30 protein-coding genes are annotated in these 26,285 nt (G+C 72.1%); 16 read left to right on the top strand and 14 right to left on the bottom strand.

Annotated features, from left to right (window positions below; genetic code table 11):
• Positions 1-44: 44 nt before the first annotated feature.
• From LCN96_RS16160 to LCN96_RS16150, 3 genes are all read right to left on the bottom strand, one after another.
• Positions 45-290 (bottom strand): 3'-5' exonuclease family protein, encoded by a 246-nt coding sequence (locus LCN96_RS16160; protein ID WP_225273446.1) that lies wholly within the window; start codon positions 288-290, stop codon positions 45-47.
• Positions 291-390: 100 nt separating this feature from the next.
• The gene (locus LCN96_RS16155; RefSeq protein ID WP_043632079.1) at positions 391-627 is read right to left on the bottom strand and encodes a DUF397 domain-containing protein; all 237 of its coding nucleotides are present in this window, start codon (positions 625-627) and stop codon (positions 391-393) included.
• Positions 628-1,449, bottom strand: coding sequence for a helix-turn-helix domain-containing protein (locus LCN96_RS16150; protein ID WP_225275990.1), 822 nt, complete (start codon positions 1,447-1,449; stop codon positions 628-630).
• A gap of 373 nt (positions 1,450-1,822) precedes the next feature.
• Between LCN96_RS16150 and LCN96_RS16145 the strand changes: the two genes are divergently transcribed.
• Together LCN96_RS16145 and LCN96_RS16140 are read left to right on the top strand one after the other, a co-directional pair.
• Entirely contained in the window at positions 1,823-2,317 is a 495-nt protein-coding gene (locus LCN96_RS16145) for an ATP-binding protein (RefSeq protein WP_225273445.1), read from the top strand.
• Between the two features lie 78 nt (positions 2,318-2,395).
• The gene (locus LCN96_RS16140) at positions 2,396-4,816 is read left to right on the top strand and encodes a helicase-associated domain-containing protein (protein ID WP_225273444.1); all 2,421 of its coding nucleotides are present in this window, start codon (positions 2,396-2,398) and stop codon (positions 4,814-4,816) included.
• Between the two features lie 21 nt (positions 4,817-4,837).
• On the opposite strand, the gene LCN96_RS16135 is transcribed toward LCN96_RS16140, so the two are convergent.
• A complete protein-coding gene (locus tag LCN96_RS16135; protein WP_225273443.1) occupies positions 4,838-5,857 on the bottom strand; it encodes an ABC transporter substrate-binding protein in 1,020 nt (339 codons plus the stop codon).
• A gap of 86 nt (positions 5,858-5,943) precedes the next feature.
• On the opposite strand from LCN96_RS16135, the gene LCN96_RS16130 reads away from it, so the two are divergent.
• From LCN96_RS16130 to LCN96_RS16120, 3 genes are read left to right on the top strand one after another with little or no spacing between them, the layout of a single operon-like run.
• Positions 5,944-7,008 (top strand): FecCD family ABC transporter permease, encoded by a 1,065-nt coding sequence (locus LCN96_RS16130; protein WP_225273442.1) that lies wholly within the window; start codon positions 5,944-5,946, stop codon positions 7,006-7,008.
• Positions 7,005-8,012: a FecCD family ABC transporter permease gene (locus LCN96_RS16125; RefSeq protein ID WP_225273441.1), complete on the top strand. Its 1,008-nt coding sequence runs from the start codon at positions 7,005-7,007 to the stop codon at positions 8,010-8,012. Before LCN96_RS16130 ends, LCN96_RS16125 begins: the two co-directional genes overlap by 4 nt.
• Positions 8,012-8,818, top strand: a complete 807-nt coding sequence (locus tag LCN96_RS16120; RefSeq protein ID WP_225273440.1) for an ABC transporter ATP-binding protein — start codon at positions 8,012-8,014, stop codon at positions 8,816-8,818. The genes LCN96_RS16125 and LCN96_RS16120 overlap by 1 nt, the downstream gene beginning before the upstream one ends.
• Here the strand turns inward: LCN96_RS16120 and LCN96_RS16115 are convergent.
• Positions 8,815-9,408, bottom strand: coding sequence for a TetR/AcrR family transcriptional regulator (locus LCN96_RS16115; RefSeq protein ID WP_225273439.1), 594 nt, complete (start codon positions 9,406-9,408; stop codon positions 8,815-8,817). The genes LCN96_RS16120 and LCN96_RS16115 overlap by 4 nt on opposite strands.
• A gap of 111 nt (positions 9,409-9,519) precedes the next feature.
• On the opposite strand from LCN96_RS16115, the gene LCN96_RS16110 reads away from it, so the two are divergent.
• Positions 9,520-10,815, top strand: coding sequence for an FAD-dependent oxidoreductase (locus tag LCN96_RS16110; RefSeq protein WP_225273438.1), 1,296 nt, complete (start codon positions 9,520-9,522; stop codon positions 10,813-10,815).
• On the opposite strand, the gene LCN96_RS16105 is transcribed toward LCN96_RS16110, so the two are convergent.
• Positions 10,766-12,022 carry an ArgE/DapE family deacylase gene (locus LCN96_RS16105; protein WP_225273437.1) on the bottom strand — a complete coding sequence of 419 codons (1,257 nt, stop codon included), beginning with the start codon at positions 12,020-12,022 and terminating at the stop codon, positions 10,766-10,768. The two genes, LCN96_RS16110 and LCN96_RS16105, sit on opposite strands and share 50 nt — an antisense overlap.
• A gap of 35 nt (positions 12,023-12,057) precedes the next feature.
• Between LCN96_RS16105 and LCN96_RS16100 the strand changes: the two genes are divergently transcribed.
• A complete protein-coding gene (locus LCN96_RS16100; protein WP_225273436.1) occupies positions 12,058-13,005 on the top strand; it encodes an endonuclease/exonuclease/phosphatase family protein in 948 nt (315 codons plus the stop codon).
• Here LCN96_RS16100 and LCN96_RS16095 read toward each other — a convergent pair.
• Positions 12,992-13,555 carry a DUF1349 domain-containing protein gene (locus LCN96_RS16095; RefSeq protein ID WP_225273435.1) on the bottom strand — a complete coding sequence of 188 codons (564 nt, stop codon included), beginning with the start codon at positions 13,553-13,555 and terminating at the stop codon, positions 12,992-12,994. The genes LCN96_RS16100 and LCN96_RS16095 overlap by 14 nt on opposite strands.
• Positions 13,556-13,676: 121 nt before the next feature.
• On the opposite strand from LCN96_RS16095, the gene LCN96_RS16090 reads away from it, so the two are divergent.
• Positions 13,677-13,970 carry a GroES family chaperonin gene (locus LCN96_RS16090; RefSeq protein ID WP_206067080.1) on the top strand — a complete coding sequence of 98 codons (294 nt, stop codon included), beginning with the start codon at positions 13,677-13,679 and terminating at the stop codon, positions 13,968-13,970.
• Here LCN96_RS16090 and LCN96_RS16085 read toward each other — a convergent pair.
• On the bottom strand, positions 13,965-14,897 hold the full coding sequence (locus LCN96_RS16085) for a TolB-like translocation protein (protein WP_225273434.1): 933 nt from the start codon (positions 14,895-14,897) through the stop codon (positions 13,965-13,967). The two genes, LCN96_RS16090 and LCN96_RS16085, sit on opposite strands and share 6 nt — an antisense overlap.
• A 70-nt stretch (positions 14,898-14,967) precedes the next feature.
• A complete protein-coding gene (locus LCN96_RS16080) occupies positions 14,968-15,387 on the bottom strand; it encodes a TIGR02611 family protein (RefSeq protein ID WP_225273433.1) in 420 nt (139 codons plus the stop codon).
• Between the two features lie 185 nt (positions 15,388-15,572).
• On the opposite strand from LCN96_RS16080, the gene LCN96_RS16075 reads away from it, so the two are divergent.
• Positions 15,573-16,484, top strand: coding sequence for a phosphotriesterase family protein (locus tag LCN96_RS16075; RefSeq protein WP_225273432.1), 912 nt, complete (start codon positions 15,573-15,575; stop codon positions 16,482-16,484).
• 46 nt (positions 16,485-16,530) lie between these two features.
• Entirely contained in the window at positions 16,531-16,914 is a 384-nt protein-coding gene (locus LCN96_RS16070; protein ID WP_225273431.1) for a PPOX class F420-dependent oxidoreductase, read from the top strand.
• 309 nt (positions 16,915-17,223) lie between these two features.
• On the opposite strand, the gene LCN96_RS57410 is transcribed toward LCN96_RS16070, so the two are convergent.
• Entirely contained in the window at positions 17,224-17,556 is a 333-nt protein-coding gene (locus tag LCN96_RS57410) for a hypothetical protein (protein ID WP_397351902.1), read from the bottom strand.
• 36 nt (positions 17,557-17,592) lie between these two features.
• Here LCN96_RS57410 and LCN96_RS57405 point away from each other — a divergent pair, with 36 nt between their 5' ends.
• Both LCN96_RS57405 and LCN96_RS16055 read left to right on the top strand, forming a co-directional pair.
• Positions 17,593-18,165, top strand: coding sequence for a sensor histidine kinase (locus tag LCN96_RS57405; protein WP_225273430.1), 573 nt, complete (start codon positions 17,593-17,595; stop codon positions 18,163-18,165).
• Positions 18,162-18,869, top strand: a complete 708-nt coding sequence (locus LCN96_RS16055) for a response regulator (RefSeq protein ID WP_263657486.1) — start codon at positions 18,162-18,164, stop codon at positions 18,867-18,869. The genes LCN96_RS57405 and LCN96_RS16055 overlap by 4 nt, the downstream gene beginning before the upstream one ends.
• Before the next feature lie 21 nt (positions 18,870-18,890).
• Here the strand turns inward: LCN96_RS16055 and secY are convergent, their stop codons facing one another.
• Positions 18,891-20,180 (bottom strand): preprotein translocase subunit SecY, encoded by a 1,290-nt coding sequence (secY, locus tag LCN96_RS16050; RefSeq protein ID WP_225273429.1) that lies wholly within the window; start codon positions 20,178-20,180, stop codon positions 18,891-18,893.
• Positions 20,181-20,267: 87 nt separating this feature from the next.
• Here secY and LCN96_RS16045 point away from each other — a divergent pair, with 87 nt between their 5' ends.
• Positions 20,268-20,864: an AAA family ATPase gene (locus LCN96_RS16045; protein ID WP_225273428.1), complete on the top strand. Its 597-nt coding sequence runs from the start codon at positions 20,268-20,270 to the stop codon at positions 20,862-20,864.
• Here the strand turns inward: LCN96_RS16045 and LCN96_RS16040 are convergent.
• The 3 genes from LCN96_RS16040 to LCN96_RS16030 form a co-directional block, all read right to left on the bottom strand.
• Positions 20,806-21,012: a hypothetical protein gene (locus LCN96_RS16040; protein ID WP_225273427.1), complete on the bottom strand. Its 207-nt coding sequence runs from the start codon at positions 21,010-21,012 to the stop codon at positions 20,806-20,808. The two genes, LCN96_RS16045 and LCN96_RS16040, sit on opposite strands and share 59 nt — an antisense overlap.
• 20 nt (positions 21,013-21,032) lie before the next feature.
• Entirely contained in the window at positions 21,033-21,812 is a 780-nt protein-coding gene (locus LCN96_RS16035) for a putative hydro-lyase (RefSeq protein ID WP_225273426.1), read from the bottom strand.
• A 205-nt stretch (positions 21,813-22,017) separates the two neighbouring features.
• On the bottom strand, positions 22,018-22,428 hold the full coding sequence (locus tag LCN96_RS16030) for a winged helix-turn-helix transcriptional regulator (RefSeq protein WP_225273425.1): 411 nt from the start codon (positions 22,426-22,428) through the stop codon (positions 22,018-22,020).
• Positions 22,429-22,485: 57 nt separating this feature from the next.
• On the opposite strand from LCN96_RS16030, the gene LCN96_RS16025 reads away from it, so the two are divergent.
• From LCN96_RS16025 to LCN96_RS16015, 3 genes are all read left to right on the top strand, one after another.
• Positions 22,486-23,439: an NADP-dependent oxidoreductase gene (locus tag LCN96_RS16025; RefSeq protein ID WP_225273424.1), complete on the top strand. Its 954-nt coding sequence runs from the start codon at positions 22,486-22,488 to the stop codon at positions 23,437-23,439.
• Positions 23,440-23,511: 72 nt separating this feature from the next.
• Positions 23,512-24,744: an AAA family ATPase gene (locus LCN96_RS16020; protein ID WP_225273423.1), complete on the top strand. Its 1,233-nt coding sequence runs from the start codon at positions 23,512-23,514 to the stop codon at positions 24,742-24,744.
• Positions 24,741-26,150: a vWA domain-containing protein gene (locus LCN96_RS16015; RefSeq protein WP_225273422.1), complete on the top strand. Its 1,410-nt coding sequence runs from the start codon at positions 24,741-24,743 to the stop codon at positions 26,148-26,150. Before LCN96_RS16020 ends, LCN96_RS16015 begins: the two co-directional genes overlap by 4 nt.
• Positions 26,151-26,285: the final 135 nt, after the last annotated feature.

Genomic DNA, 26,285 nt, shown 5'->3' with positions numbered 1-26,285 from the left:
CCCACTTCGGCTACCAAGCGATTGCTTGGCTCAGAGGATAGCGATCAGGACAGCGCTTGGGAAGGCTGGGGCCCCCGCCCGGTCAGCCACTCGAGAACCTTGCGGTGCCCGGACGCGGCGTCCTCGAAGTGGCCCCAGTGCCAGTAACGCGGCTGGTCCCTGATGCCGGTCACCCAGGTGCGGTAGGAGACCGAGGCGCCCGTGGTGGCGGGCGCGACGCCATAAGTGCGGATCACGACCTTGCCGCCCGGCGCGAACAGCACGTCGTCGGCGATCGGATACAGAGTCATCTGGTCGAGCATGACCCGAATCCTGGCCGAGGGACGAGGCCGGGCGGTTACGCCTCCGGCGCGCCCCCGTTACGCGGGCGCGCCGGATGTGAACATGCTGTTACACGAGCAGGCCGTCGAACTCTCCGTCCTTCACCCCGAGCACCAGGGCCCGGATCTCGTCGCGGGTATAGATGAGAGCAGGGCCGTCCGGGAAACGCGAGTTGCGCACCGCGATGCCACCGTCGGGGAGCTCGGCGAGCTCGACGCAGTTGCCCTGCGAGTTGCTGTAGCGGCTCTTACGCCAGGCGACCTGGGTCAGGTCCGCCGCCGGCATGCCGTTGTAGGTCTGGTTCATCTACATCTTTCTGAGAAGACCGCCGATGAGCTCGACGGTGCCCCCTGGCGTGGTGCTCTCCACGCACAACTGCTCCATGGCCGTGAGATACGGGTCGATGTCCTCACGCTTGTCCAGGTACAGGGCACCCCAGAGCTGCTCGACGTAGACAACGTCCGACAAATCGGACTCGGGAAACCGCAAGATGCTGAACGCGCCCCCCTCAGCGGCGTGCTTGCCGAATCTGAAGGGCATCACCTGGAGGGTGATGTTGGGCAGGGCAGCGACTTCCAGCAGATGCCGGAGCTGCTCGGACATGACCTCCCGCCCGCCGATGGTCCGCTTGAGCGCCGCCTCGTCGATGACGGCCCACAGCCGGGGTCCGTCTTTCTGGGTGAAACGCTCCTGGCGCTGCATGCGCATGTGCACGCGCCGTTCGATTCTCTCCGGACTCGCATCGGGGTTGCCGAGCTTGAAGACTGAACGCGCATACGAGGCCGTCTGCAGCAGGCCGGGCACGAACTGCACCTCATAGGTACGGATCACGCTCGCGGCCTCCTCCAGGCCGATGTACGTGGTGAACCACGACGGCAACTCGGCCGAGTACTTGTGCCACCACCCGGGGGTGTTGGCCTCGCGCACCATCTCCAGCAGGGCACGGCGTTCGGCATCGTCGACGACGCCGTACAAGGTGAGCAGGTCTTCCACGTCACGTGTCTTGAAGCCGACGCGGCCGAGCTCCATGCGGCTGATCTTGGACTCGGACGCCCGGATGTGGAATCCGGCCTGTGCCCGGTCGAGCCCGCTGGCTTCGCGGAGGCGCCTGAGACTCGCCCCCAGCATGATGCGCCGAACGGTTGAACCGGTCCCGGGCGGATCAATCGACACGTGCTGCTCCTTGGTCCTATCCCTGAAGGGTCCTATATCCCCGAAGGGTCGTTTCCTTGCAACACGGAGGGACCGCACCGTTCTCGGCGGCGCCCACCGCACGTAGCGAAGTTGCCCACCCGCGATACGCCCCTTTTGTACGGGCGACCGCAGGGTAGCGGAGTATGCACCTACAGTCTGTCACTTCACGGCCGAAAGATCATGGGCCGCGGACAAGATCCCCTTTCCCCCATATTGACCATTTGAGGGCAACCGTAGCGCTTGCACGAGTTGTCTGCACGTGCATTCGCTCTTGCACCTGCACGAGAGTTTGCAGCAGAATGATCACGTGCAATCCACCACGGCACCCGGCCAGTGGACCACGTTCGATTGGTGGCCCCCTGTCGGCTGGTGGCCGGAGGCCGCCCGCGATCTGCTGGTCCCCGGCCCCTCCACGAGCGCCACGTTCGTCCTCCCGCCCACCGCCGCCTCGGTCCATTCCGCCCGCGTCTTCACCGTGGGCGCGCTGACCGGCTGGGGTCTGGGCGAGCTGGCCGACAACATGGAGCTGGTGGTCTCCGAGCTCGCCACCAACGCGCTGCGGCACGGCCTGTGCCTCGACGACCCGTCCCGCGAGCGCTCGGTCCACATGTCCCTCGTCCGCCGGGGGCCGCTGGTGACCAGCGCCTTCACCGATCCAGGCTCCTCGGTCCCGGTGCTGCGATACCCTGGCCCCCTTGACACCGGCGGCCTCGGACTCCACATCGTCGAATCGCTCAGCCTCCGCTGGGGCTGGTCCGCACTCGCGCCTCACGGAAAGATCGTCTGGGCAGTCCTCTCCTGACCGGGGGTGATCTGCATTACCGTGGATGGTCATGGCTCACGGTGAGTCCCGCGCGCGACCCCATGAGAGTGCTGACAGATGGAAGATCACCTGCTCGGCTGGCTGCGAACACTGGACGAGGACAGGCTTGGCCGCATCCTGGCCAACCGGCCCGACGCCATCGCCGCGCCCTGGCCCAGGCGGCTCGACACCCTGGCCCAGCGGCTCGGCAACGCCGTCGCCGTGATCGAGACCCTGCGCGGCCTGCCCTTGCCCTGCCTGCAGGTCGCCGAGACCGCCCTGGCCATGACCCGCCCCACAGAAGAGTCGCTGGCACGCTTCCTCAGCAGCCCGGTGGAGGAGGTGTCCCCCTGGCTGGAGACCCTCTACGACCACGCGCTGGCCTGGCCGGGCGACGACGGCGTCATCCGTCTCGCCGAAGGCGTCGCGCGCTGGTGGACGGCGCCGCTCAGCCTGGGCGAGCCGCTGGAGCACTACCTCAACGCCTGGTCCATCAGCAACGACGCGCTGCACACCCTCGCGCGTAACCTCGGCCTGCCCGTGCAGGGCAACAAGCGCCGCATGATCACCCGCGTCATCGAGGCACTCAGCGACATCGACCGCATCAGGGCGCTGATGCGGCACGCCCCCGAGGGCACCGTCCCGCTGCTCGACCGCTTCGCCTGGGAGGGCCCCGCCCTGAGCGTCGACGGCGCCCGCTTCGTCAGCCCGGGCACGCCCGAGCGGTGGTGCGCCGACCACGGCCTGCTCTTCCGGCCGAGCTGGCACAAGGCCGAGATCCCCCGCGAGGTGGCGATCTGCCTGCGCGGCTCCGGCTACCACCCGGCCTTCCTGCCCGAGGCGCCCGAGGTGGCCACGCTCCCGGTCGATCCCGAGGAGGTCGACCACCTGATGACGCTGGCCGCGCCGCACGTGGTCGAGCGGTGCGCGGCCCTGCTCGACAACACCTCCAAGTCGCCGCTGCCGCTGCTCAAGACCGGCGGCGTGGGCGTGCGCGAGGTGCGCAGGATCGCCAAGGAGACCGGCTGCGACGAGGACGAGACGCGGCTGCTGCTGGAGGTGTGCGCGGTGGCCAGGCTGCTGGCCTGGGACGAGCCGTCCGGCGGCATGATCCCCACCGAGCGGTTCGACCGGTGGCGGCTCGACGAGGGCTCGGCCCGGCTGCGGGTGCTGCTGGCCGCGTGGTGGCGCATGGAGCGCTCCTCGCTGCGCAAGATCGACGGCAAGTACGGCACCGTGCTCGGCGACGACCCCGCGGGCGCCGCGATCGCCCAGGTGCGCAGGGCCGTGCTGGCGGTGCTCGCCCACCTGCCCGCGGGTACGGCCTTCGCCGACCGCGACAGCCTCGTCGCCGGCGTGCACTGGCACGCCCCGCTGATCGACAGGGCGCTGCTGCGCGAGTGCGCGCCCGCCGTGCTCGACGAGGCCAGGCTGCTCGGCCTGCTGGCCAACAACACGCTCACCGACCTCGGCCGCGCGCTGGCCGGCCTGACGGCCCGGCCCGGCGACGAGAACGACGACGCCGTGCCCATGGTGGAGCACGACCCGGTGCTGGCCGAGGCGGCCACCAGGGCGCTGGCCAGCGTGCGCAGGAGCGCGCTGTTCGGGCCCGACCTGACCGCGGTCGTCACCGGCCCGCCGTCGGCGGAGCTGGCGGCGCTGCTCGACCGCTGCGCCGACCGCGAGTCGCGCGGCGCCGCCTCGGTGTGGCGCTTCACCACGCCGAGCGTGCGGCGCGCGCTCGACCAGGGCTACGACGCCGACGACCTGCTCGACGAGCTGGCCGCGGTCGGCACCATCCCGCAGCCGCTCGAATACCTGGTCCGCGACACCGCCCGCCGGCACGGCGAGGTGACGGTGACCACGGTCGGCTGCGTGGTGCAGGCCACCGACCCGACCCTGCTGGCCGAGATCGCCGCGCACCGGCGGCTGGGCCGGCTCGGGCTGCGCCTGCTGGCGCCCACGGTGCTGGTCAGCGCCGCGCCGGCCGACCGCACCCTGGCCGCGCTGCGCGACGTCGGCTACTCCCCCGTGCCCGTCTCCGACACCGGCGAGATCACCATCCACCGGGCCAGGGTCGAGGAGAGCGTGCCCGGCAAGCTCATCCTGCTGCCGGGCGGGCAGGTGGCGGAGCTGTCCGACTTCCCCGGCCTGGCGGAGTTCGAGGCGCCGCCGCACATGCTGGCCGAGCCGCCGCCCGACCCGTACGAGCACGCCCGCCGACTGGTCGCCGCCGGCCGGGCCGACGACAACAGGCACGGGCGCACCTGGGCCATCATCGGCCGGATGGCGACCAGGCTGCCGACGGCGCAGCAGTCGCTGCTCGGGTTCGTGGTGGACCGGGGCGTGCGCGCCGGCATCACGCTGACCGGCGGGCTGACCGCCACCATCAGCCACGGCGAGCTGAAGGGCGCCGCGCTGGACGCCTGGTGCGAGGAGGCGGGCGACTACCTGGAGTTCCCCCTCGCCGAGATCGTCGAGGTGCGGGGCGCCTACTGAGGGGGCCCTGCTTGAGGGGCCCTACTTGATGGGCTGGGCCTTCTTCAGGTTCGCCACCAGCTCCTCCAGGAAGGTGGCGTAGCCCTGGTAGCTGAAGGGGGCCTCGGCGGACCATGGGTAGAGCTGGCCGGCCTTGACCGCGGGGAGCTTGGCGAAGGTGGGCTTCTTCATCATCTCCTCGGGCTTGAGCGCCTGCGTACGCGTGTCGTAGAGGATCACGTCGGCGTCGTACTCGTCGGCGTTCTCCCAGCTCAGCGTCTGGAAGAAGCCGCCCTCGTCCACCTTGGACGGCGTGACGACGTTCAGGCCCGCGTTCACCAGGTGCACGATGTCCGGGTACTCGGGCGGGTTGACCACCCAGAACGCGTCCGCGCCGCCCGACGCCAGGAGGATCTTGAGGTCCTTGAACTGGGCCAGCTCCTTGGTGGCCGCCTCCATGCGGGCCTTGGCCTCGGGCACGCCCTCCATGGTGGCCCCGAGCGACTTGGCGAGCTCCTCGTACTTGCCGATCACCTCGGTGGCGCTCTTGCCGGTGAGCATGATGCCGGCGGTCGGGGCGACCTGCTCGATGGTGTCCTTGGACTTCTCGGGCACGTACCAGAGGGTGCCGTTGATGTACATGCTGCTGACGAGGAGGTCGGGTTGCAGCGCGATGTACTGCTCGACGTTGAACTCGTCCCACACGTTGCCCAGGCCCGTGACCTTGGTGATGTCCACGTTGCCGACCTGCGGGTCCTTGCTGCCGTCCTTCAGCTTGTGCGGGCCGAACACCGCGATCGGGCGCACGCCGAAGTCCCACAGGGCGGCCGCGGCGCCCACCTGGGCGACGATCTTGGTGGGGACCTTGGGCTGCTCCAGCTTCTTGCCGCGGTCGTCGGTGAACGTCCAGCCCTGGGCGGCGGCGGAGGAAGCCGGGGCCGACGCTCCGGAGGTCGCCTGCGTGCTCGCGCCGCCGTCACCGCATGCCGCGAGTGTCAGGGCCGCCGCGAGTCCCGCCGCGCCCGACAGGAAGCCCCTGCGAGCCAGTACCGGTCCCGACATGTACATCTCCTAAGGTTAGGCTTGCCTTCTTGTGTGGCCATTAGATTAGCCTTGCCTAAGTTTGACTTGCTACGAGAGGGGGTCGGGTGCGCCCGGCTGAGGTAACGGTCGCGGCCGGAGCGGGCCAGGAAGACGGCGGACGCAAGGCCAAGGGACGTCCTTCGGTGCTCGTCGCCGGGCTGGTCGTCACGGTGGGGTTAGTGGCCCTGGTCGCCATGGCGAGCGTGGCGCTGGGTGCCCGCTCGGTGCCGTTCGGCACGGTGATCGATGCTTTCGTCGCGCCGGACGGCTCCAACGACCACACGGTCATCCGTGAGCTGCGCGTCCCGCGCACGCTGCTCGGCCTCGGCGTGGGCGCCACGCTCGGGCTGGCGGGCGCGCTCATGCAGAGCCTGACCCGCAACCCGCTCGCCGACCCCGGGCTGCTCGGCATCGACCAGGGCGCCGCGCTCGGCGTGACGCTGGCGCTGGGCCTGTTCGGGCTCTCCGACCCCGTCGTCTACGTCTGGTTCGCCTTCGGCGGGGCCGCGCTGGCCTCGGTCGCGGTGTACTCGCTGGCCTCCGCCGGTCGCGCCGGCTCCAGCCCGGTACGCCTGGCGCTGGCCGGAGTCGCGTTCGGCATGGTGTGCACGGCCATCTCCTCGGCCATCCTGCGCATGGACTCCCAGACCTTCGACCGCATGCGGTTCTGGCTGACCGGCTCGCTGGCCGGGCAGACGGCCGACACGCTGGTGCGGCTGGCGCCGTTCATGGTCGCCGGGCTGGTGCTCGGGCTGCTGCTGGCCAGGCCGCTGAACATGCTGGCCCTCGGCGAGGACGCCGGCAAGGCGCTCGGCGTGAACGTCAACAGGACCAGGCTCCTCACCGGCGTGGCCGTCACGCTGCTGTGCGGCGCGGCCACCGCCGCCGCCGGGCCGCTGGTGTTCGTCGGGCTGATCGTGCCGCACGCGGTGCGTGCCCTGGTGGGCCCCGACCAGCGGTGGGTGCTGCCGTACTCGGCGCTGGCCGCGCCGATCCTGCTGCTGGGCGCCGACGTGATCGGGCGGCTCATCGCCCGGCCCGGAGAGGTGCAGGTGGGCATCGTGTGGGCGGTGATCGGCGCGCCGATCTTCATCATGCTCGCCCGGCGGAAGCGGGTGGCGGCGCTGTGAACGTCCGCGTCGGCTCCTGGTCCGTACGGCTCGCACCGCGCGCCCTGCTCGTCAGCGCCGCCCTGATCGTGATCGGCTTCCTGGTCACCGTGGCAGCGCTGTCCACGGGCGAGTTCACCGTGCCCGTGCCGGACATCGTCTCGGCCCTCTTCGGCCAGGGCACCCCCGTCGCCGAGCTGATCGTCGGCAAGCTGCGCGCGCCGCGCGTGGTGACCGGGCTGCTGGTCGGGGCCGCGTTCGGGCTCAGCGGAGCCATCTTCCAGAGCCTGACCAGGAACCCGCTGGGCAGCCCCGACTTCATCGGCTTCACCGCCGGCGCCTCCACGGGCGGCATCCTGGCCGTGGTCGCGGGCGGCTCCGCCATGATGATCGCCGGCGGCGCGCTGGCCGGGTGCGTGATCACGGCCGCGCTGGTGTACCTGCTGGCCTACCGGGGAGGCGTGCAGGGCTACCGGCTCGTCCTGGTCGGCATCGGGGCCAACGCGCTGCTGCTGGCCGTCAACTCCTACCTGCTGACCCGGGCCAACATCAACGACGCGGCCAACGCGGGCGCCTGGCTCACCGGCAGCCTCGGCGGGCGCGGCTGGGACCACGCCTGGCCCGTGGCGCTGGCGCTGCTCGTGCTGCTGCCGCTGTGCCTGTACATCGCGCGGCCGATGCGGATGATCGAGATGGGCGACGACGCGGCCAAGGCCATGGGCATCAAGGTCGAGCTCGTCCGCGCGGCGGCCGTCACGGCCGGCGTGCTGCTGTCGGGGGTGGCCACCGCCGCCGCCGGGCCCGTCATCTTCGTCGCGCTGGCCGCGCCGCAGCTCGCCCGGCGGCTGACCCGCTCCCCCGGCGTGACGCTGACCTCCTCCGCCCTCATGGGCGCCGTGCTGCTGACCGCCGCCGACCTGGCCGCGCAGCGGGTGCTCGCCCCCACCCAGCTCCCCGTCGGTGTGCTGACCGCCGCCATCGGCGGCACCTATCTCGTCCTGCTTCTGCGAAAGGACCGCCACTGATGGAATCCGCCTGCCGCCTGTCCGGTACCGGCCTGACCCTCGCCTACGACCAGCGCGTCGTGGCCACGGACCTGAGCGTGGCGATCCCCGACGAGTCGTTCACCGTGATCATCGGCCCGAACGCCTGTGGCAAGTCCACCCTGCTCCGAGCGCTGGCCAGGATGCTCAAGCCGAGGACCGGCGCCGTGCACCTGGACGGCAGCGTGATCACCTCGTTGCCGTCGAAGGAGGTGGCGCGGCGGCTCGGCCTGCTCCCGCAGAGCTCGATCGTGCCCGACGGGATCACCGTGGCGGACCTGGTGGCCCGTGGCCGGTACCCGCACCAGAAGCTCATGCGGCAGTGGTCGAAGGCCGACGAGACCGCCGTGGCGGAGGCCATGCGCGCCACCGACGTGGCCGAGCTGGCCGACCGGATCGTGGACGAGCTGTCGGGCGGGCAGCGGCAGCGGGTGTGGCTGGCCATGGCGCTGGCCCAGGAGACGCCGATCCTGCTGCTCGACGAGCCGACCACGTTCCTCGACATCTCCCACCAGATCGAGGTGCTGGACCTCTGCGCCGAGCTGCACGAGCAGGGGCGGACCATGGTGGCCGTGCTGCACGACCTCAACCAGGCGTGCCGGTACGCCACGCACCTCATCGTGATGCGCGGCGGGCAGATCGTGGCCGAGGGCGACCCCACGGAGATCGTCACCTCGGAGCTGGTGCACGAGGTGTTCGACCTGCGCTGTGAGATCATCCAGGACCCGCAGTCGGGCACTCCGCTCATCGTTCCCGAAGCGCGCCGACGGGTGAGCGCCTCCTCCTAGGTCAGCGCCGTGGCCAGGGTGGTGACGGCGGCGATCGCGCGGTCGCGGCCGTACTCGCCCTGGAGCACCTCCGCCAGCTCCGCCTGCATGGCCGCCAGCAGCGTGTGCGCCAGGACGTCGGCGTCGCCGCCCCTGGCCTGCGCCAGCAGGATCGTCACGTGCCGGTGCCAGAACCAGTACGCCCCGATGCGGTACCGCGCGCCGGGGCTGGCCGTCTCCGACATGCGGACCAGGTCGAGGTGGGCGAAGAGGAAGCCGAGGTAGGCGCGGACGAACGCGACCAGCCGCTCCCCCGCCTCGGCGCCGGGCCCGAGCGGCGGCGGCCCGGACAGGATGCGCTGCTGCAGGTCGCGCTCGCGCGAGTCGAGCAGAGCCACCGCCAGCCCCGACTTGTCGCCGAAGCGCCGGAACAGCGTGCCCTTGCCCACGCCGGCCTCGGCCGCCACGGCGTCCATCGAGACCGCGTCGACGCCCTTCTCCGCGAACAGCCGCGCCGCAGCGGCCAGCACCTTCTCCCGGTTGCGCGCCGCGTCCGCCCGCTCCTGGACGGGCCGGCTCATCAGCAGCTCCAGCGACGTTTCCCGCACCATCCGGACTCTAGTCCACTGCGCTCGCGGCGGAACGCGCCAAAAGACGTGGAAACAGAACCATCCGCGGGCGACCCTCTGCCGAATGCTCAGAACAGCCGCACAGGGGGAGACATGATGGACCACGCCGTCGTCATCGGAGCGAGCATCGCCGGCCTGCTGTCCGCCGCGGCCCTGCACCGCCGCTTCGCGCAGGTCACGGTGCTCGACCGGGACACCTTGCCGGCCGTGGACGCCCATCGCAGAGGCGTCGGGCAGAGCCGGCACGCGCACGGGCTGCTCGCCCGGGGCAGCGAGGTCATGGACGAGCTGCTGCCCGGCCTCACGGCCGAGCTGGTCGCGCAGGGCGCGATCAGGGGCGACATGCAGGACAGGGCCCGCCACGTGCATGCGGGCCACCGGCTGGCGCGCGGCCCGAGCGGGCTCACGGCGCTGCTGGTCAGCCGGCCCCTGCTGGAGGGCCAGGTGCGGCGCAGGGTGAGCGCCCTGCCCGGCGTGCGGGTGCTGGCCGAGCGGACCATCACCGGGCTGCTGGCCAGCCAGGGCCGCGTCACGGGGGTGCGGCTCGCCGAGGGTGACCGCATCCCGGCCGACCTCGTCGTGGACGCCGCGGGCCGCGGCTCGCGCACGCCGTTCTGGCTCAGCGACCTGGGCTGCCGGCCGCCGAAGGAGGAGCGGGTCACGATCGACCTGCGCTACGCCAGCCGCGAGTTCCGCCGCCGCGACGACCACCTCGCCGGGGACCTGCTGGCCGTCGTCGGCTGCACGCCCGGGGTGCCGCGGGCCGGGGTGGCGCTGGCGCTGGAGGACGAGCGCTGGGTCGTCACCCTGGCCGGGTACAGCGAGGGCCCGCCGCGCGGCCCCGGCGACTTCGCCGCCTTCGCCGCCACCCTGACGGCGCCCGACCTGCACCACCTGGTCATGACGGCGGAGCCGCTCGGGGAGCCGCGCTCGTACCACACGCCGACCGCCGTCAGGCGCCGCTACGAGCGGCTGGCCGCCTTCCCCGACGGCCTGCTGGTCACCGGCGACGCGGTCTGCTCCGTCAACCCCCTCTACGGCCAGGGCATGACGGTCGCCGCGCTGGAGGCCAGGCAGCTGCTCGACCCGGACCTGAGCCCGCGGGCGTTCTTCCGGCGGATCGCCGCCGTTGTGGACATCCCCTGGGAGATCACGGTCGGCGCCGACCTGCGGCTGCCCACCACGTCCGGCAGTCCGACAGCGAAGATGCGGCTGATCGGTGCCTACCTCGACCGGTTCCACGCCGCCGCCGCGCACGATGCCGAGCTGACGCGGCGCTTCCTGCGGGTGACGAACCTCTACGACCCCCCGCAGGCGCTGCTGAGCCCCGCCGCCCTGGTCAGAGTGCTGCGCAGCGGCGCACAGCGAGCAGTGCCAGTGCCCGCGTGACCTCGCGCAGCTCCCGCAGCGCGACCTGCTCCCTGGGGGCGTGCGCGAACCGCACGTCCCCGGGGCCGTAGTGCAGCGTCGGGATGCCGCCCGCCGCGTAGAGGCGCAGGTCGCTCCCGTACGGCGCCGCCGTCTGCGCGGGCCGCGCGCCGGTGGTGTCCTCGACGGCCCGGCCCACCTGGTCGAGCAGCTCGTGCCCGGCCGGCAGCCTGCCGCTGGCGAACTGCCCGCCCGGCCAGGTCACCACCGGCGGGTTGGCGCGCAGCCACGGGTCATCGACCTCCGCCATCGCCTCCTCGAACGCCGCCCGCGCCGCCGCCGGGTCCTCCTCCAGCCGCACGCCGAGCCGCCCCTCCGCGATGAGCAGGTCGGGCACGGTGCTGGCCCAGTCGCCCGCCCGCACGGTGCCGACCTCGATCGGGTACGGCATCGTGTTGCCCGCGAACAGCTCGGGCACGTCCCTGTTGCGCTCGGCCTCCAGCCGCCTGATCGCCTGGAACACCGGCCAGAACGCCTCGATCGCGTTGACGCCCTCGTACCGGGTGGCGCCGTGCGCGGCCCGGCCGGCGATCTCCAGCCGGAACGTCAGCGCGCCCGCGTTCGCGGTGATCACCGCGCCGCTGGTGGGCTCGCTGATCACCGCGGCCTCGGCCGTGTGGCCCCTGGCCAGAGTGGCGAACGCGCCGAGCCCGCCGTCCTCCTCGCTGATGACGCAGTGCACGGCCAGCGGCCTGGCCAGCCTGATCCCGGACTTCTTGATCGCGCGGGCCACCGCCAGGTTCGCCACGAGGCCGGCCTTCATGTCGCAGGCACCCCGCCCGTGCAGCACGTCGCCGCTGATCCGGGCGGCGAACGGGTCGCTGCCCGCCCACTTGGCCAGGTCGCCGGTCGGCACGACGTCCACGTGACCCTGCAGAGCCAGCGCGGGCGGGCCCTCGCCGCCCGGGGTGACGGCCACGACGCCGTACCCCTCCACCCTCGGGGCCTCGGTGCCGGGGAAGCCGGGGCGGGTGGTCAGGCCGGCGAGGTCGAGCTTCCAGACGTCCACGTCCATGCCCGCCTCGGTGAGCAGGCGGGCCATCCGGTGTTGCAGGTCGGACTCGGCGTCGGTGCCGGTGACGCTGGGGACCCTGACGGTCTCGGCCAGCAGGTTCACGGTTTCGGCCTCGTCGATGGCGTCGAGGACCCTGGTCTCTGCCTCTTGCATGGTGCACACCTTCTCATGAACCCGAACCCGGATTTATGGCGATACAGGTCGTGCGTACGTGGACGAGTTGGATCGTGGTGGTGCCCTTCGCCCTGTGGGCGGCGGTGCGGCTGAGCGGGTCCGAGCCGGACTGGCCGTGGGTGCCGGCGGTGGCGTACACGCCGTACGCGGTGTGCGCGGCCGTGCTCGCGCTGGCGCTGGCCTGCGTGCTGCGGCGGTGGGCGGCGGGCACGCTCGCGCTGGTGTCGGTGCTGGCCCTGGTGCCCGCCGTGCTGCCGCGCGGGCTCACGGACGGCAACCCCGACGCCGGCGGGCCCGAGCTGCGGGTGCTGGCGGCCAACCTGATGGTCGGCCAGGCCGATTCGGCCGAGCTGGTCGCGCTGGTCGGGCGGCTGAAACCGGACGTGCTGGCGCTGCAGGAGTTCACACCGGACGCGATGCGGCGGCTGGAGCGGGCCGGGCTGCGCCGGGCCCTGCCGCACGCGGTCACCAAGCCGCTGACGGGCGTGGGCGGGTCCGCCGTGTACGCGCGGCATCCGCTCAAGGACGGCGGATTCATCAAGATCGGCGCGTTCGGCCAGGCCAGGGCGTGGCTGTCGCATCCGGGCGGGAAGCGGATCGAGGTCGTCTCGGTGCACCCGTGCGCGCCCAAGCGGATCGGCCGGCAGCCGTGCTGGGAGGCGGGGCTGGAGGCGCTGCCCAGGGGCGGCGACGCGCTGCGGGTGCTGGCGGGCGACTTCAACGCCACGCTCGACCACCTGGCGGTGCGGGACCTGCTGGCCTCCGGTTACCGGGACGCCGCCGACGTGATGGGGCTGGGGTTCGTGGTGACCTGGCCGCAGTTCGGGTCGTGGGTGCAGTCGCCCGGGGTGACCATCGACCACGTGCTGGCGGACTCGCGGATGGCGGTGCGCGGCTTCCAGGTGCTGAAGCTGCACGGCACCGATCACCGGCCGGTGTTCGCCGAGCTCAGGCTGCCGTGAGGCGCAGGTCGGTGAAGCGGACGGCGAAGCCCTTGCCGACGGGGGCGGCGGCCATGGCGCCCGCCAGCGCGGGCTCGCCGGGCGGGAGGTAGGCCAGGCGCAGCATGGTCTCCGGCGCGGCGCCGTCGAGGCCGTAGCGCACGGTGACCGCGTCGCCCGTCCGCTCCAGGTCGAACGTCACCGAGCCGGCCGCCCGTCCCAGCGGCAGCACCGACCAGTCGGAGAACTGCCTGGTCACGACCGTGCTGAGGTGGAAGCCGCCGTCGACGTACTCCACCCCGGCCTTGATCCAGTGCTGCTCGTCGATCCGCAGCACGGCGCCGGCCTGGTCATACTGCTCGGCGTACTCGCCGGTGAAGGTGACCGTGAGCCGCAGGTCGCCGGGGACGGTGCGGCCGAACAGGTGCGCGTTGTCGGTGACGTAGCCGTAGTGGGTGGTGCGCCACATGTCCGTGCTCCGGTCGCAGAAGAGGCTCAGGCCGTCGTCCACGGTCCACTGCCCCGGAGCGTTCAGCCACTGCCAGCCGGTCTCGCCGAAGGCCATGATCATGACGTCATCCTGCCATGATCACCCCGGTCACGGTAGGTCGCCGGTGTGAGCGTCCTGGGGGTCCGCGCCTCCGGCTGCTCGTAAACTTGAGCCTGTGGTAGAGCCCAAGTTCGAGATTCAGATGCTGCACGACCGAGTCATGATCAGGTTGGAGCAGGAGGCCGAGGAGCGGCGCAGCGGCTCCGGGATCGTCATTCCCGCGACGGTCAAGATGGCCAACCGCCTGGCGTGGGGCGAGGTCTGCGGCGTCGGCACGAACGTGCGCTCGGTCAAGGTGGGCGACAAGGTGCTGTTCAACCCCGAGGACCAGTTCGAGGTGGAGGTGCACGCCAAGGTGTACCTGGTGATGCGCGAGCGCGACCTGCACGCCGTGGCCACCCAGGAGACCGACCACGGCACCGGCCTGTACCTATGACGCCCGCGTCCGGGTGAAGTTGAGCCACAGGTCGGCGGCCCACGTCCGGGCGGGCAGGCCGGCCAGCACGCGGGTCACCCGGCCGCGCAGGTCGAGCACCGCCAGGCGGTAGGCGCCGCGGTGCGCCACGACGGCGATGAGATGGCTGTCGTCCCACCAGCCGAACACCGCCTCCGGCCGCGCCGCCACCCGCTGGGCGATCCTGCCGGTGGCCGGGTCGATCAGGCAGACGTGCTCGCTGAGGCGTGCCGGGCACCAGGTGACCAGCCGCCTGCCCGAGGGCGAGAACGCGTCCTCGGGCCCCGTCGGCAGCCCCGCGCCCGCGTACGTGCGCAGCACGGCCCCGTCGGAGACCCGGTGGACGCGCAGGCCGGCGCCGTGCCGGGAGACGAGGTTGCCGTCGGGGCTCCACCAGAAGCCCGCCTCCGCGCTCAGGCCGGAGATGCGCACCGTGCGGGCGGTCTTGGAGACCACGTCCACGACCGTGAAGCCGAGCACCCGCCACTTGCCGGCGCTCTTCCGCTCGACCGTGAGCGCCACCCGCCTGGCGTCGCGCGACCAGGACACGTAGGAGGCGGTCATCGGCTTCTTGACGGTGCGGATGCTGGTGCTGCGCCCGGTGGTGCGGTCGGTGACGACGAGGCTGTCGTAGCCGGAGCGGTACGCGGCCGGTACGCCGGCGGTCCAGCGGTCGCCCGGCGAGACCGACACTTCGGACAGCGTCTTCTCCCAGGTGAAGGCGTTGCCGGTGGCCGATCGCAGGTAGGTGCGCCGGGTGCCGAGCCCGTAGGCGGCCAGACGTACCGGATCGCCCGCTTTTTCCTGATATTTCACACCACCGGTGCCGGGGAGCACCACGTCCGCCCGAGCGGGCGCGACGGCGGTGGAGAACGTGAGGGACAGCGCGACGACCAGGTGAGCGATCACGCCCGCAGAATAGACAGCGGAGCGCCGCGATCCCGGCGGTGATAACCACCGGGTCTGGATGCGGGCGGGGTCAGATGTAGCGCTGGGCGATCTCGATGACGTCGATGCCCAGCGTGAGCAGGCCGAAGTAGACGATCACCGCCGCGGCGGCCACCGTGACGATCAGCACGATGATGCGCACGGTCCAGCCCTGCCGCTTGTACCACTCCGTCCAGGCGTGCAGCGTCTGCTTGCCGAACTCCAGCACCTTGTGCGCCCAGTGGAACTCGGTGGCCAGCACCGCCAGGCCCGCGAACACCACGAGCCAGCCAGGGCCGGGGAACGGCACCATGATCAACCCGCCGATGACCATGACGGCGCCGATCACGCCGACCACGATCTTCAGGGTGAGCGCTCCCGCGCGCGTGGAACGTACGCCGTCCAGCCAGCCTCGGAACCCGGAGCGGCGCCCGGGCATGCTGGAATGATCGGCGGCCTCATTCTTGATCACGTCGGCTTCGCCCGTGTCGGAGTTCGGAATCGGCACAAGTCCCCCCGGCTGTCAGTGTGCCACCCAGGATACGACCCGGTTCCCCCTGCCCACTTGCAGACGACTAGCAAACCACCAAACCCTTCTATCGGTAAAATTTCCCGCCTGATCAGCATTTATCCGGCAAACATCGGTTAATGTCTGTTATGCCCGAGGTTCTGCTCCGTACCGTCACCGGCCCTGTACGCCTGGCCGCCATCGACGGCACCGTTCTCCCCCATGAGCACCTGCGTACCGACATGCGCTGGGCGGTCGGCATCGACTCCGACCCGCACCGCTGGCTCGACGAGGAGATGACGGTCAGCGCGGAGCTGCGCGAGCTGCGCCAGTCCGAGCAGCTCGGCCTGGTCGTGGACCTGACCTGCATGGGCATGGGCCGCGACGCCGCCGCCCTGGCCCGCATCGCGGCGGGCAGCCGGGTGCCGGTGATCGCCTCGACCGGCCTGTTCGCCGAGCCGTTCACGAACGTCGGCGACGAGGACGTGGACACGCTCACCGCCCGCCTGATGGAGGAGATCGTCAGCGGCGTGGACGGGACGGGCGTCTTCCCCGGCGTGATCGGCGAGGTCGGCTGCTGGGGCGCCGAGCCCACGGCGCGCGAGGAGCGCTGCCTGGTCGCCGCCGCCCGCGCCTCCCTGCGCTCGCGCCTGCCCGTCGCCACCCACGGCAAGAACGCCCTGGCACTGCTGGAGATCCTGCTCGGCCAGAACCTGCCGGGCTCGCGCATCGCCGTCGGCTACGCGGGCACCGACCTGGGCGCGGCCAGGAAGATCGCCGAGTCGGGCGCGTACGTGAGCCTGGGCACGCTGGGCCTGGGCGCCGAGCAGGCGGCCAGGATCGCGCTCGGCCTCATCGAGGACGGCCACGCCGAACGCCTGCTGCTCAGCACGGGCCTCAGCCGGGTGGCGCAGGTGCGCCGCTACGACGGGCCGGGGTACGCCCACCTGTTCCAGGCGCTGCTGCCGCGGCTGCGCGAGGCGGGCACGGCCGAGGACGTCATCCGCCTGATCACCCACGACAACCCGCTGCGCTGGCTGACCCAGGGGCTCGCCACCTGAGCCCCGCCTTGACCTCAACCTATGTCAAGGTTGCAGACTGAACCGCATGATCTTCACAACAGCGGAACTGGGCTACCTCGCAGGCCAGCAGCTCGGCCGCCTCGCCACGGTGGCGGCCGACGGCCAGGTCCAGAACAACCCCGTCGGCTTCTTCGTGCAGGACGGCACGATCGTCATCGGCGGGCACGCCCTGGGCGTGTCGAAGAAGTTCAAGAACATCCAGCGCGGCAGCACGGTGTCCTTCGTGGTGGACGACCTGGCCTCGGTCGATCCCTGGGTGGCCAGGGGCATCGAGATCCGCGGCACGGCGGTCGCGCTCACGGACGCCGAGCCGCCCGTGCCGTTCTTCTCCCGCGAGGTCATCCACCTCGTGCCCAGCAAGATCATCTCTTGGGGGCTGGACGGGGCTCGGTCGAGCCGCACCGTCTGAAAGCTCGCTAGGATCGGGGCTACACGAGCCTGAGCGGGTGGGGGGATGGCGACCGACGACACGCCGAGCACCGGGCGGCTGCGCAGGCCGCTCGCCGCGCTGTCGCGCCTGAGCCGGCTGGGTGACGTGCCGGTCGTCGTCATGCTGGCGTGGGCCGGGTGGCTGGCCGTTCCGTGGTCGTTCAGCGGGCTCGCGCAGGCGCGCGCGGCCGCTGCCGCCGCCGCGGCCGACGCGGAGACGCCTCGGTTGCAGTCGGCCGCGGCCGAGCAGGCGCACGTCCCGGGCCGGTCCCATGGGCTTTCGGTTGTCTCAGGCGCATCCCGGGCATCGCCGCCCCGCGCGGACGCAACCCAGGCACAGCCGCCTGGCGCGGGCCAGTCCCAGGGCCGGTCGGTGGCATGGGGCATCCCCGCCGCCCGCACCGCTCCCACGGCGACGGTCCGGCCCTGGCACGCGGGCCCCGTCGCACCGCCCGACGAGACGACCACGCCCCGCCTGGACGGCGCCGACGCGGCGTTCCCCGGCGCAGGCTTTGACGGCGCAGGCTTTGACGGCGCACGCGTTGACGGCGCACGCGTTGACGGCGCACGCGTTGACGGCGCACGCGTTGACGGCGCACGCGTTGACCCCGCACGCGTTCACGACGCACGCGTCGACGGGGCGGATGCTGAGGCGGCGGTGGTGCGGGAGCGGGCCAGGATCGCCGGGGAGGTGCACGACGCCGCCGGTCACGGGCTGGCCGCCATCGCCATGCAGGCCGGGCTGGCGCTCGTCACCCTCGACGACGACCCCGAGCAGGCACGGGCCTCCCTGCGCGCGATCAGGGAGACCAGCACGACAGCGCTCGCCCACCTGCGGGCGGCGCTCGACGGCATCGACCCGCCCGCCGGCGACCTGGCCGCGCTCATCGACGGCGTCCGCGCGGCGGGCCTGCCCGTGGACGTCGAGCCCCCGGCGATCACCGTGCCCACCCACCTCCGGAGCCCCGTCTACCGGGTGGTGCGCGAGTCCCTCACCAACGTGTTGCGGCACGCGGGCCCCACCCGGGCGCTGGTGCGCGCCTCCGGCGACTCGCGCACGTTCGTGGTGGAGGTCTCGGACCGGGGCATCGGCGCGACGGGCGCGGGCGAGGGGCGCGGGCTGGCCGGGATGCGCGCCAGGGTGAGCGAGGCGGGCGGCCACCTCACGGCCAGTCCCCGCGAGGGCGGCGGATTCCGCGTGGAGGCCCGGTTCCCGCGGGTCTCGGCGTGACCACCGTGGAGGAGCCCACCCGCGCAGCGGGCACCGCCGGGCCGACGGGGCTGATCAGGGTCGCCGTCGCCGACGACCAGGCCGTGGTGCGCATGGGCCTGCGGGCGCTGCTGGAGCGGGAGCCCGGGATGGAGTGCGTCGGCGAGGCCGGTGACGGGCAGGCGGCGCTGGCGCTGATCCGCCGCACCCGCCCCGACGTCCTGCTCCTCGACATCCGCATGCCCGGCATGGACGGCCTGGCCACCCTGTGGGCGATCGCCGCCGACCCCGAGCTGCGCGGCACCCGCATCGTCGTGGTGACGACGTTCGCCATGGACGAGTACGTCTTCACCGCACTCCAGGCCGGCGCCAGCGGCTTCCTGCTCAAGGACAGCGCCCCCGACGAGCTGGTCAACGCGGTGCGCGTGGTGGCCGCCGGCGAGGCGTTGCTCTCGCCCGCCATCACCAGGAAGGTCATCGGCCTGTTCGGCGGGCACGGCGACGCGCGCCCGGTCGAGGGCATCGAGACGCTGACGCCCCGGGAGCGGGAGCTGGTGGCGTGGGTGGCCACCGGCCGGTCGAACGAGGAGATCGCCGGGGAGCTGACGATCAGCCCCGACACCGTGCGCACCCACGTCAGCCGCGCCATGGTCAAGCTGCACGCCAGGGACCGGGCGCAGCTCGTGGTGTTCGCGATGCGCGCCGGCCTGGCGTTGCCCGGTTGAGTGTCCTGCTTCGGGAAGCCCTCACTTCAGGAAGCCCTCGTAGTTGCGCTGCTGGAGCTGGGCCTCGATCTGCTTCACGGTGTCCAGCCCGACCCCCACCATGATCAGGATGCTGGTCCCGCCGAACGGGAAGTTCTGCTGCGTCCCCGGATCCCGCAGGATCGCGAACGCCACCAGCGGCAGCAACGCCAGCACCCCCAGGTACAACGCCCCCGGCGCGGTCAACCGGCTCAGCACGTACGCCAGGTAGGCAGCCGTGGGCCGCCCCGGCCGGATCCCCGGCACGAACCCCCCGTACTTCCTGATCCCGTCGGCCACCTCCTCGGGATTGAAGGTGATCGACACGTAGAAGTACGCGAACCCGGCGATGAGCAGCACGTACGCGGTCATGTAGAGCGGATGCGTCCCGGCGGTGAGGTTGAGCTCGACCCACGCCCGCGCCTCCGGCCCGAGCAGGGGCGCGGCCAGTGACGGCAGGTACAGCAGGGACGAGGTGAAGATGACGGGCACGATGCCCGCCTGGTTCACCTTCATGGGGATGTAGGTGTTCCTGCCCCCGTACATGCGCTTGCCGATGAGCTGCTTGGCGTACGAGACGGGCACCCGCCGCTGCGCCTGCTCCACGAACACCACGGCGGCCACCAGGCACAGCCCGGCGCCGATCATCACCACGAAGCTCACCGGGCTGAGCACGAAGATCTTCGACAGGTACGCCGGGAAGACGGCCACCACCTGCGTGAAGATCAGCAGCGACATGCCGTTGCCGACGCCGCGCTCGGTGATCAGCTCGCCCATCCACATGACCGCGCAGGTCCCGGCCACCATGGTGAGCACGATCACCGTCACGGCGAGCAGCCCGTCGTCGCGCAGCAGCGGCTGGGAGCAGCCGGGCAGGAGCTGCCCGGTGCGGGCCAGGGCCACGATGGTGCCGGCGTTCAGGACGGCGAGGCCGACGGTGGCGTATCGGGTGTACTGGGTGATCTTGGCCTGGCCGTTCTGCCCCTCCTTCCTGAGCGCGTCCAGCCTGGGGATGACCACCGCGAGCAGCTGCATGACGATGCTGGCGGTGATGTACGGCATCACGCCCAGCGCGAACACCGACAACTGCAGCATCGCGCCCCCGCTGAGCAGCTGCACCATGTCGAACACGCCACCGCTGGCGGACCCCAGGCACCGGCGCACCACCACGATGTCCACGCCGGGGGCGGGCAGGAGCTGTCCGAGCCGGAACAGCACGATGATCCCCAGCGTGAACAGCACCTTTCCCCGCAGGTCCGGCGATCGGAAGACTCTGGTCAAGACGGTCAGCATGGGCACCGAGTCTGCTGGCCGGGCGCGTCGCGGTCGTCCGCCGAGGCGAGGCACCCTCGTACGCAGATCCGCGTATACGGTGATCTCGTGAGCACGCTCTGGGTGATCAGCGGGCCGCCTGGCGCGGGCAAGTCCACGGTGGCGGCCGAGCTGCTCGCCCGCCTGTCCCCCGTGCCCGCGCTGCTCGACAAGGACACCGTGTACGGCGACTTCGCGGCCGAGGTGCTGCGGGCCCACGGCCGTCCCGACGGCGAGCGCGAGGGCCCGTGGTACGACGAGCACATCAAGCGGCACGAGTACGCGGGGCTGACCAGGATCGCCAGGCAGGTCCGCGAGCACGGCTGCCCGGTCATGCTGGACGGGCCGTTCACCACGCAGGTGCACGACGCCGCCAGGTGGGCGCGGTGGGTGGCGGAGCTGGGCGGGCCGCCGGTGCGGCTGCTGTGGGTGCGCTCCGACGGGCCGACCCTGCGCGAGCGGCTGACGGCCAGAGGGCTGGGCAGGGACACGGGCAAGCTGGCGGCGTTCGGCGACTACCTGCGGGCCATCCGGGTGGACGAGCCGCCGGCCGTACCGCATCTGGAGATCGACAACCGGCCTGGTGCGCCGGCGATCGGGGCGCAGCTCAGCGCGGCGGGTATACCGCCGCGAACACGGCGGGCAGCCGGGGGACGAGCCGGGTGAAGCGGCCCTCCTCGTAGGTGGCGCCCGGCTCGTTGGCGAGCTGCTGGGAGATCGGGCCGGCGATGAGGCTGGCCGCCAGGGCGAGGCCCTCCTCGCTCACGGCGTCCGGATGCAGCTCGCCGCGCGTGACGGCGTCCAGCGCGTCCACCCATACGGCGAAATATCTCGTTATGTCACTAGATAGTCGTCGTCACGGACGTCCATGATCGCCATATGCCCCGGCAGGTGGCCGATCGCGTAGTCGATGCCGCTGGCCAGCACCGCCGCCTGCGGCGTCACCCCGCACGCCCAGAACAGCGGCACCTCCCCGGCCCGCACCTCCACCGGATCGCCGTAGTCGGGCCTGGCCAGGTCGCCGATGCCGATCGCGGCCGGGTCCCCGACGTGCACGGGCTTGCCGTGCACCATCGGGTAGTGGCCGCTCACCTCGACGGCGGTGCTCACCAGGTCGCCCGGCACCGGCCGCATCGACACGACCAGCGGCCCCGACAGGCTCCCGGTCGACTCGCAGGGCAGGCTGGTGACGTACATCGGCACGTTCGTCCCCGACTCCAGGTGCCGCACCGGCACCCCGGCGGCCAGCAGCGCCCGCTCGAAGGTGAAGCTGCAGCCGATCAGGAACGGCACCAGGTCCGCACGCCACTCGGCCACCACCTCGTCGAGGTCGGCGACCGCCCGGCCGTCGCGGTAGAGCCGGTAGCCGGGCAGGTCCGTGCGCAGGTCGCCGGCGAACAGCTCGGTGGACCACGCACCGGGCTCGCCGACGTCGAGCACCGGGCACGCCTGGGGGTTTCGGTGGGCGAACAGCAGCAGCTCGTACCGTAGCCGCTTGGGCACGGCGATGAGGTTGGCCTGCGTCCAGCCCCGGCACCAGCCTGCGGTGGGCACCCGCTCGCCGGTGCGGAAGCGCTCCCGCGCCTGCGCGGGGCTCAGGTCGGCGACATCCACGTCTTGAGCGTAGGAGCGTGGGATACGAAGGTCCACTACGGGGGGCCGGCTCGGTCTGTCAGATCGGCCTTGACCGGCTTCCCCGGTCTTGCGGACGGTCTTGATCGGCCCGCTCGCCCCGCTCGGCCCGCTTGGTCCGCTTGGTCCGCTCGGCCCGCTCAGCCCGTCAGACGGGCTTGACCGGCTTTCCGGGCCGTTCGCGGGGTCAGACAGGCTTGACCGGCTCCTCGGCCCGCTCGTCGTAGGCCTGTCGGGCGGCGATCACCTCGTCGGCGTGCGCGCCCGCCCACTCACCGATGGCCTGGAACATGGCGGCGGCGCTGCGCCCCAGGTCGGTGAGCTCGTAGTCGACCCGGGGCGGGATCGTCGGATAGACGCTCCTGATGACCAGGCCGTCGCGCTCCAGCGTGCGCAGGGTCTGCGACAACATCTTCTGGGTGAGCCCGTCGAGCATCCTGCGCAGCTCGTTGAACCGCCGGGGCCCGCCGAGCAGGGCGCTGATGACCAGCCCGGTCCACTTGTTGGTGAACAGGCCGAACACGGCGCTGGGCTTGCAGGCCCGCAGGTACGCGTCCGCACCACCGTAGCTACGGAGGTCGGGAAAGGTGGTATCCATCAGGTACCTGAATACCAATCAGGTGCCTTCTTCACAAGAGGAACCAGTCTGACCAGCATGTTCTCTGTGACTGAGAACATGCGCGCGATCGTCTATCGCTCATACGGCGAGCCCGAGGTCCTGGAGCTCGCCGACGTCCCCCGCCCCCGGCCGCTGGCGCACGAGGTGCTCGTCCGGGTCGAGGCAGCGGGGATCAACCCGCCGGACTGGAAACTGCGGCGCGTCCCGTACCCGCCGGACTACACCGAGCCGCCGCTGACCCCTGGCTGGGACGTGTCGGGCGTCGTCGAGGAGGTCGGCGAGTACGTCGGCCGGTTCAAGCCGGGCGACGAGGTGTTCGGCATGCTGAACTTCCCGCGCTACGCCGGGGCCTACGCGGAGTACGTGGTGGCCAGGCCACGGCAGTTCGCGCTCAAGCCCGCCGGGATCACGCACGTGCAGGCGGCGGCGCTGCCCATGTCGGCGCTGACGGTGTGGCAGGGCTTCACGGACATCGCCGACGTCTCGCCGGGGCAGCGGGTGCTCGTGCACGCCGCCGCGGGCGGGGTCGGGCACCTGGCGGTGCAGCTCGCCAAGCTGCGCGGGGCGTACGTGATCGGCACGGCGCGGGCGGCCAAGCACGAGTTCGTCCGGGGGCTCGGGGCCGACGAGGTGATCGACTACACCGCCGTGGACTTCGCCTCGGCCGTGTCCGAGGTGGATGTCGTGGTGGACATCGTCGGCGGCGACTATCCGGCCAGGTCACTGCCCCTGATCCGGCCGGGGGGCGCGTTCATCGCCGTATCTGGGGTGACGCCCGCGGACGTGGAGGCGTTCACGGCGGCGGGGGTGCGGCACGGCGTGTTCGTCGTCGAGCCCGACCACGCGGGGCTGGCCGCGGTGGCCGCGCTGGCGGCGGAGGGATCCATGAACGTGCACGTGGACCGGGTCTTCCCGCTGGCGGAGGCCGCCAAGGCGCACGCGCTGATCGAGAGCGGCGACTTCGTCGGCAAGCTCGTGCTGGAGATTTGACAACCACCCTCGCGTCAACCTACGTTGACCCTTGCAGAGGTCAATCAAAGTTGACGCGAGGGGGTTCTGTACATGGACGCACTGTCCGTCGCCGTGGCGGCGAACCTGCCGGTCCTGCTCTGGGGCGCACCGGGGACCGGGAAGACCTCGGCCGTGCTGGCACTGGGCGAGCGGCTCGGGCTGCCGGTGGAGGTCGTGGTGGGCTCGATCAGGGAGCCGAGCGACTTCGCGGGGCTGCCGATGTTGCGTGAGGGCAAGACCTGGTTCGCGCCGCCCCGGTGGGCGGAGCGGCTGGCGGCCGCGGGGCGCGGGATCCTGTTCCTCGACGAGCTGACCACGGCGCCGCCCGCCGTACAGGCTGCGATGTTGCGGGTGGTGCTGGAGCGGGTGGTGGGTGATCTGGCCCTGCCCGCGCAGGTGCGGATCGTCGCCGCCGCCAACCCGCCCGAGCAGGCCGCCGATGGGTGGGAGCTGTCGGCGCCGCTCGCCAACCGACTCGTGCATCTGGACTGGAGGGTGAGCGCCGAGTCGGTGGCGGAGGGGTTCATCGGTGGCTTCTCCGCGCCTGCTGGGGGGTTTGGGGAGGTTGATGGGGCTTGTACGGGGCGGGCTCGGGCGTTGGTGGGGGCTTTTTTGCGGGTGCGGCCTGAGTTGGTGTTGGTGGTGCCTGAGGGGGGTGGGCGGGGTTGGCCTAGTCCGCGTACGTGGGAGCTGGCGGCCACCGCTCTGGCCTGCACGTCCACCGACGCCGCCGCATCGGACGGCGCCACTCCAGCCGGCACATCGGACGGCGCCACACCGGCCGGCGCATCGGACGGCGCCACACCGGCCGGCACGTCCACCGGCACCACTCCAGCCGGCACATCGGACGGCACCACACCGGCCGGCACGTCCACCGGCACGCCCCGGGTGGAGGCGGCGGCCCCTGGCATGGAACGGGTGCGGGCCGAGCTGGTGGTCGGCGCCGTCGGGGAGGCCGCCGGGTTCGAGCTGCTGTCCTGGCTGCGCGACCTGGACCTGCCCGACCCCGCCACCTTGCTCGCCGACCCCGCCGCCCCGCTGCCCGACCGGGTGGACCGGGTGCACGCCGTACTCGGCTCGGTGGTCGCGCACGTGACCGCCGACGGAAGCGCGGACGCCTGGCAGCGGGCATGGACGGTGATCGGCCGGGTCGCCCGGCGCACCCCGGACGTGGCGGCCACCGCTGCCCGCTCCCTCGCCGCCCACCGCCCGCACGGCGCCGTCCTACCACCGACGGTGCTGGAGCTGGCGCCGATCCTGCGGTCCGCGGGGCTGATGCCATGAACGAGCCCAACCCCCGCGACCCGGGACCGCCAGACCACGCCGACGTCCCACATGCCCCGCACGACGATCCGTTCGCCCGGAACGACGGTCCAGTTTCACGGACCACCGATCCGGTGCCACGGACCAACGATCCGGTGCCGCGAAACGACGATCCAGTCGCACGAAACAACGGCCCAGACTCACAAACCAACGGTCCAGGCTCACAAACCAACGGTCCGGTGCCACGGAACATCGGTCCGGTCACCCGGAACAACGATCCAGTCGCGCGGAACGCCGATCCGGCCGCCGCACGAGCAGCGCTGGAACGCTTCGCCGGCGCCCGTCTATGGGCAGCCACGCAAGCCCCCTACCTCGCCTCAGCCCTCTTCGCCATAACCCCCCTCCCCCACGACACAGCCCCCCACCACCCCACCGCCGACGCCCACTGGAACCTCCACCTCAACCCCGCCACCACCCCCACCATCCCGGTGCCCGGCCTAGCCTGGTGGCTGCTCCACCACGTAGGACACCTCCTCAGAGACCACCCCACCCGCTCCCGCCCGTACCAGAACCACCAGGACCACGCCCTGCGCTGGGCCCAAGCCGCCGACGCCGAGGTCAACGACGACCTCCCCGGCACCCCCGCCGACGCGATCTCCCCCGACACCCTCGGCCTGCCCGACGGCCTCCTGGCCGAGCGGTACGCCGACCTGCTCGACCTCATAGAACCCCCGCAACACCTGACCCCCTGCTCCCCACCCCCGTTCACCGGCCCGGAAGCCCTGACCGCCCTGGAACGCGAGCTCCTCACCAGAGCGGTGGCCGCCGAGATCGAAGCCAGAGGAACGGCCCCCGGCCGCTGGCGTCGCTGGGCCGAACACACGCTCCACCCGGAGGTGGACTGGCGTGCCCGCCTGGCCAGGCTCGTCCGCAGGGGCTTGACCCAGACCGCGGGCAGGGTGGACTACAGCTACCGCCGCCCGTCCAGACGCGCCGCAACCACACCGACGATCGTCCTGCCCGCCCTGGTACGCCCGCTCCCCCGCGTCACCGTCCTGGTGGACACGTCGGGCAGCGTCACCCGTCCCGCACTCGAACAGGCCCTCGCCGAGCTGGACGGCGTGCTGCGCGCCACCGGGCACCGCCGGCTGGACGTGATCTGCTGCGACACCGAGGCGCACCCCACCCAGCGCGTACGCACGGCGGCCCAGGTGAAGCTGATGGGCGGCGGCGGCACGGACCTGCGACCCGGTTTCGAGGCGGCCGACCACAAGACCGACGTACTGGTCGTGCTGACCGACGGCGACACCCCGTGGCCGGCCCGGCGCCCCCGCCCGTACGTGATCGCCTGCCTGTTCGGCGACCGGCACCCGGCCCCCGCCTGGGCGAGCGCGGTACGCGTACCGGACGCAAAGAGCCCGCGATGACGGAGCGGCCAGGCTGCCCGAAGGGGGACCGGAGCGGACAGGCTGCCCGAAGGGGGACCGGAGCGGACAGGCTGCCCGCAGAGGACCGGAGTGGACGAACTTCCCGCAGAGGACCGGAGTGAACAGGCGTCGCGC

This window comes from Nonomuraea gerenzanensis (assembly GCF_020215645.1).
Classification (GTDB): domain Bacteria; phylum Actinomycetota; class Actinomycetes; order Streptosporangiales; family Streptosporangiaceae; genus Nonomuraea; species Nonomuraea gerenzanensis.
This window is presented reverse-complemented; position numbering and strand designations above follow the sequence as displayed.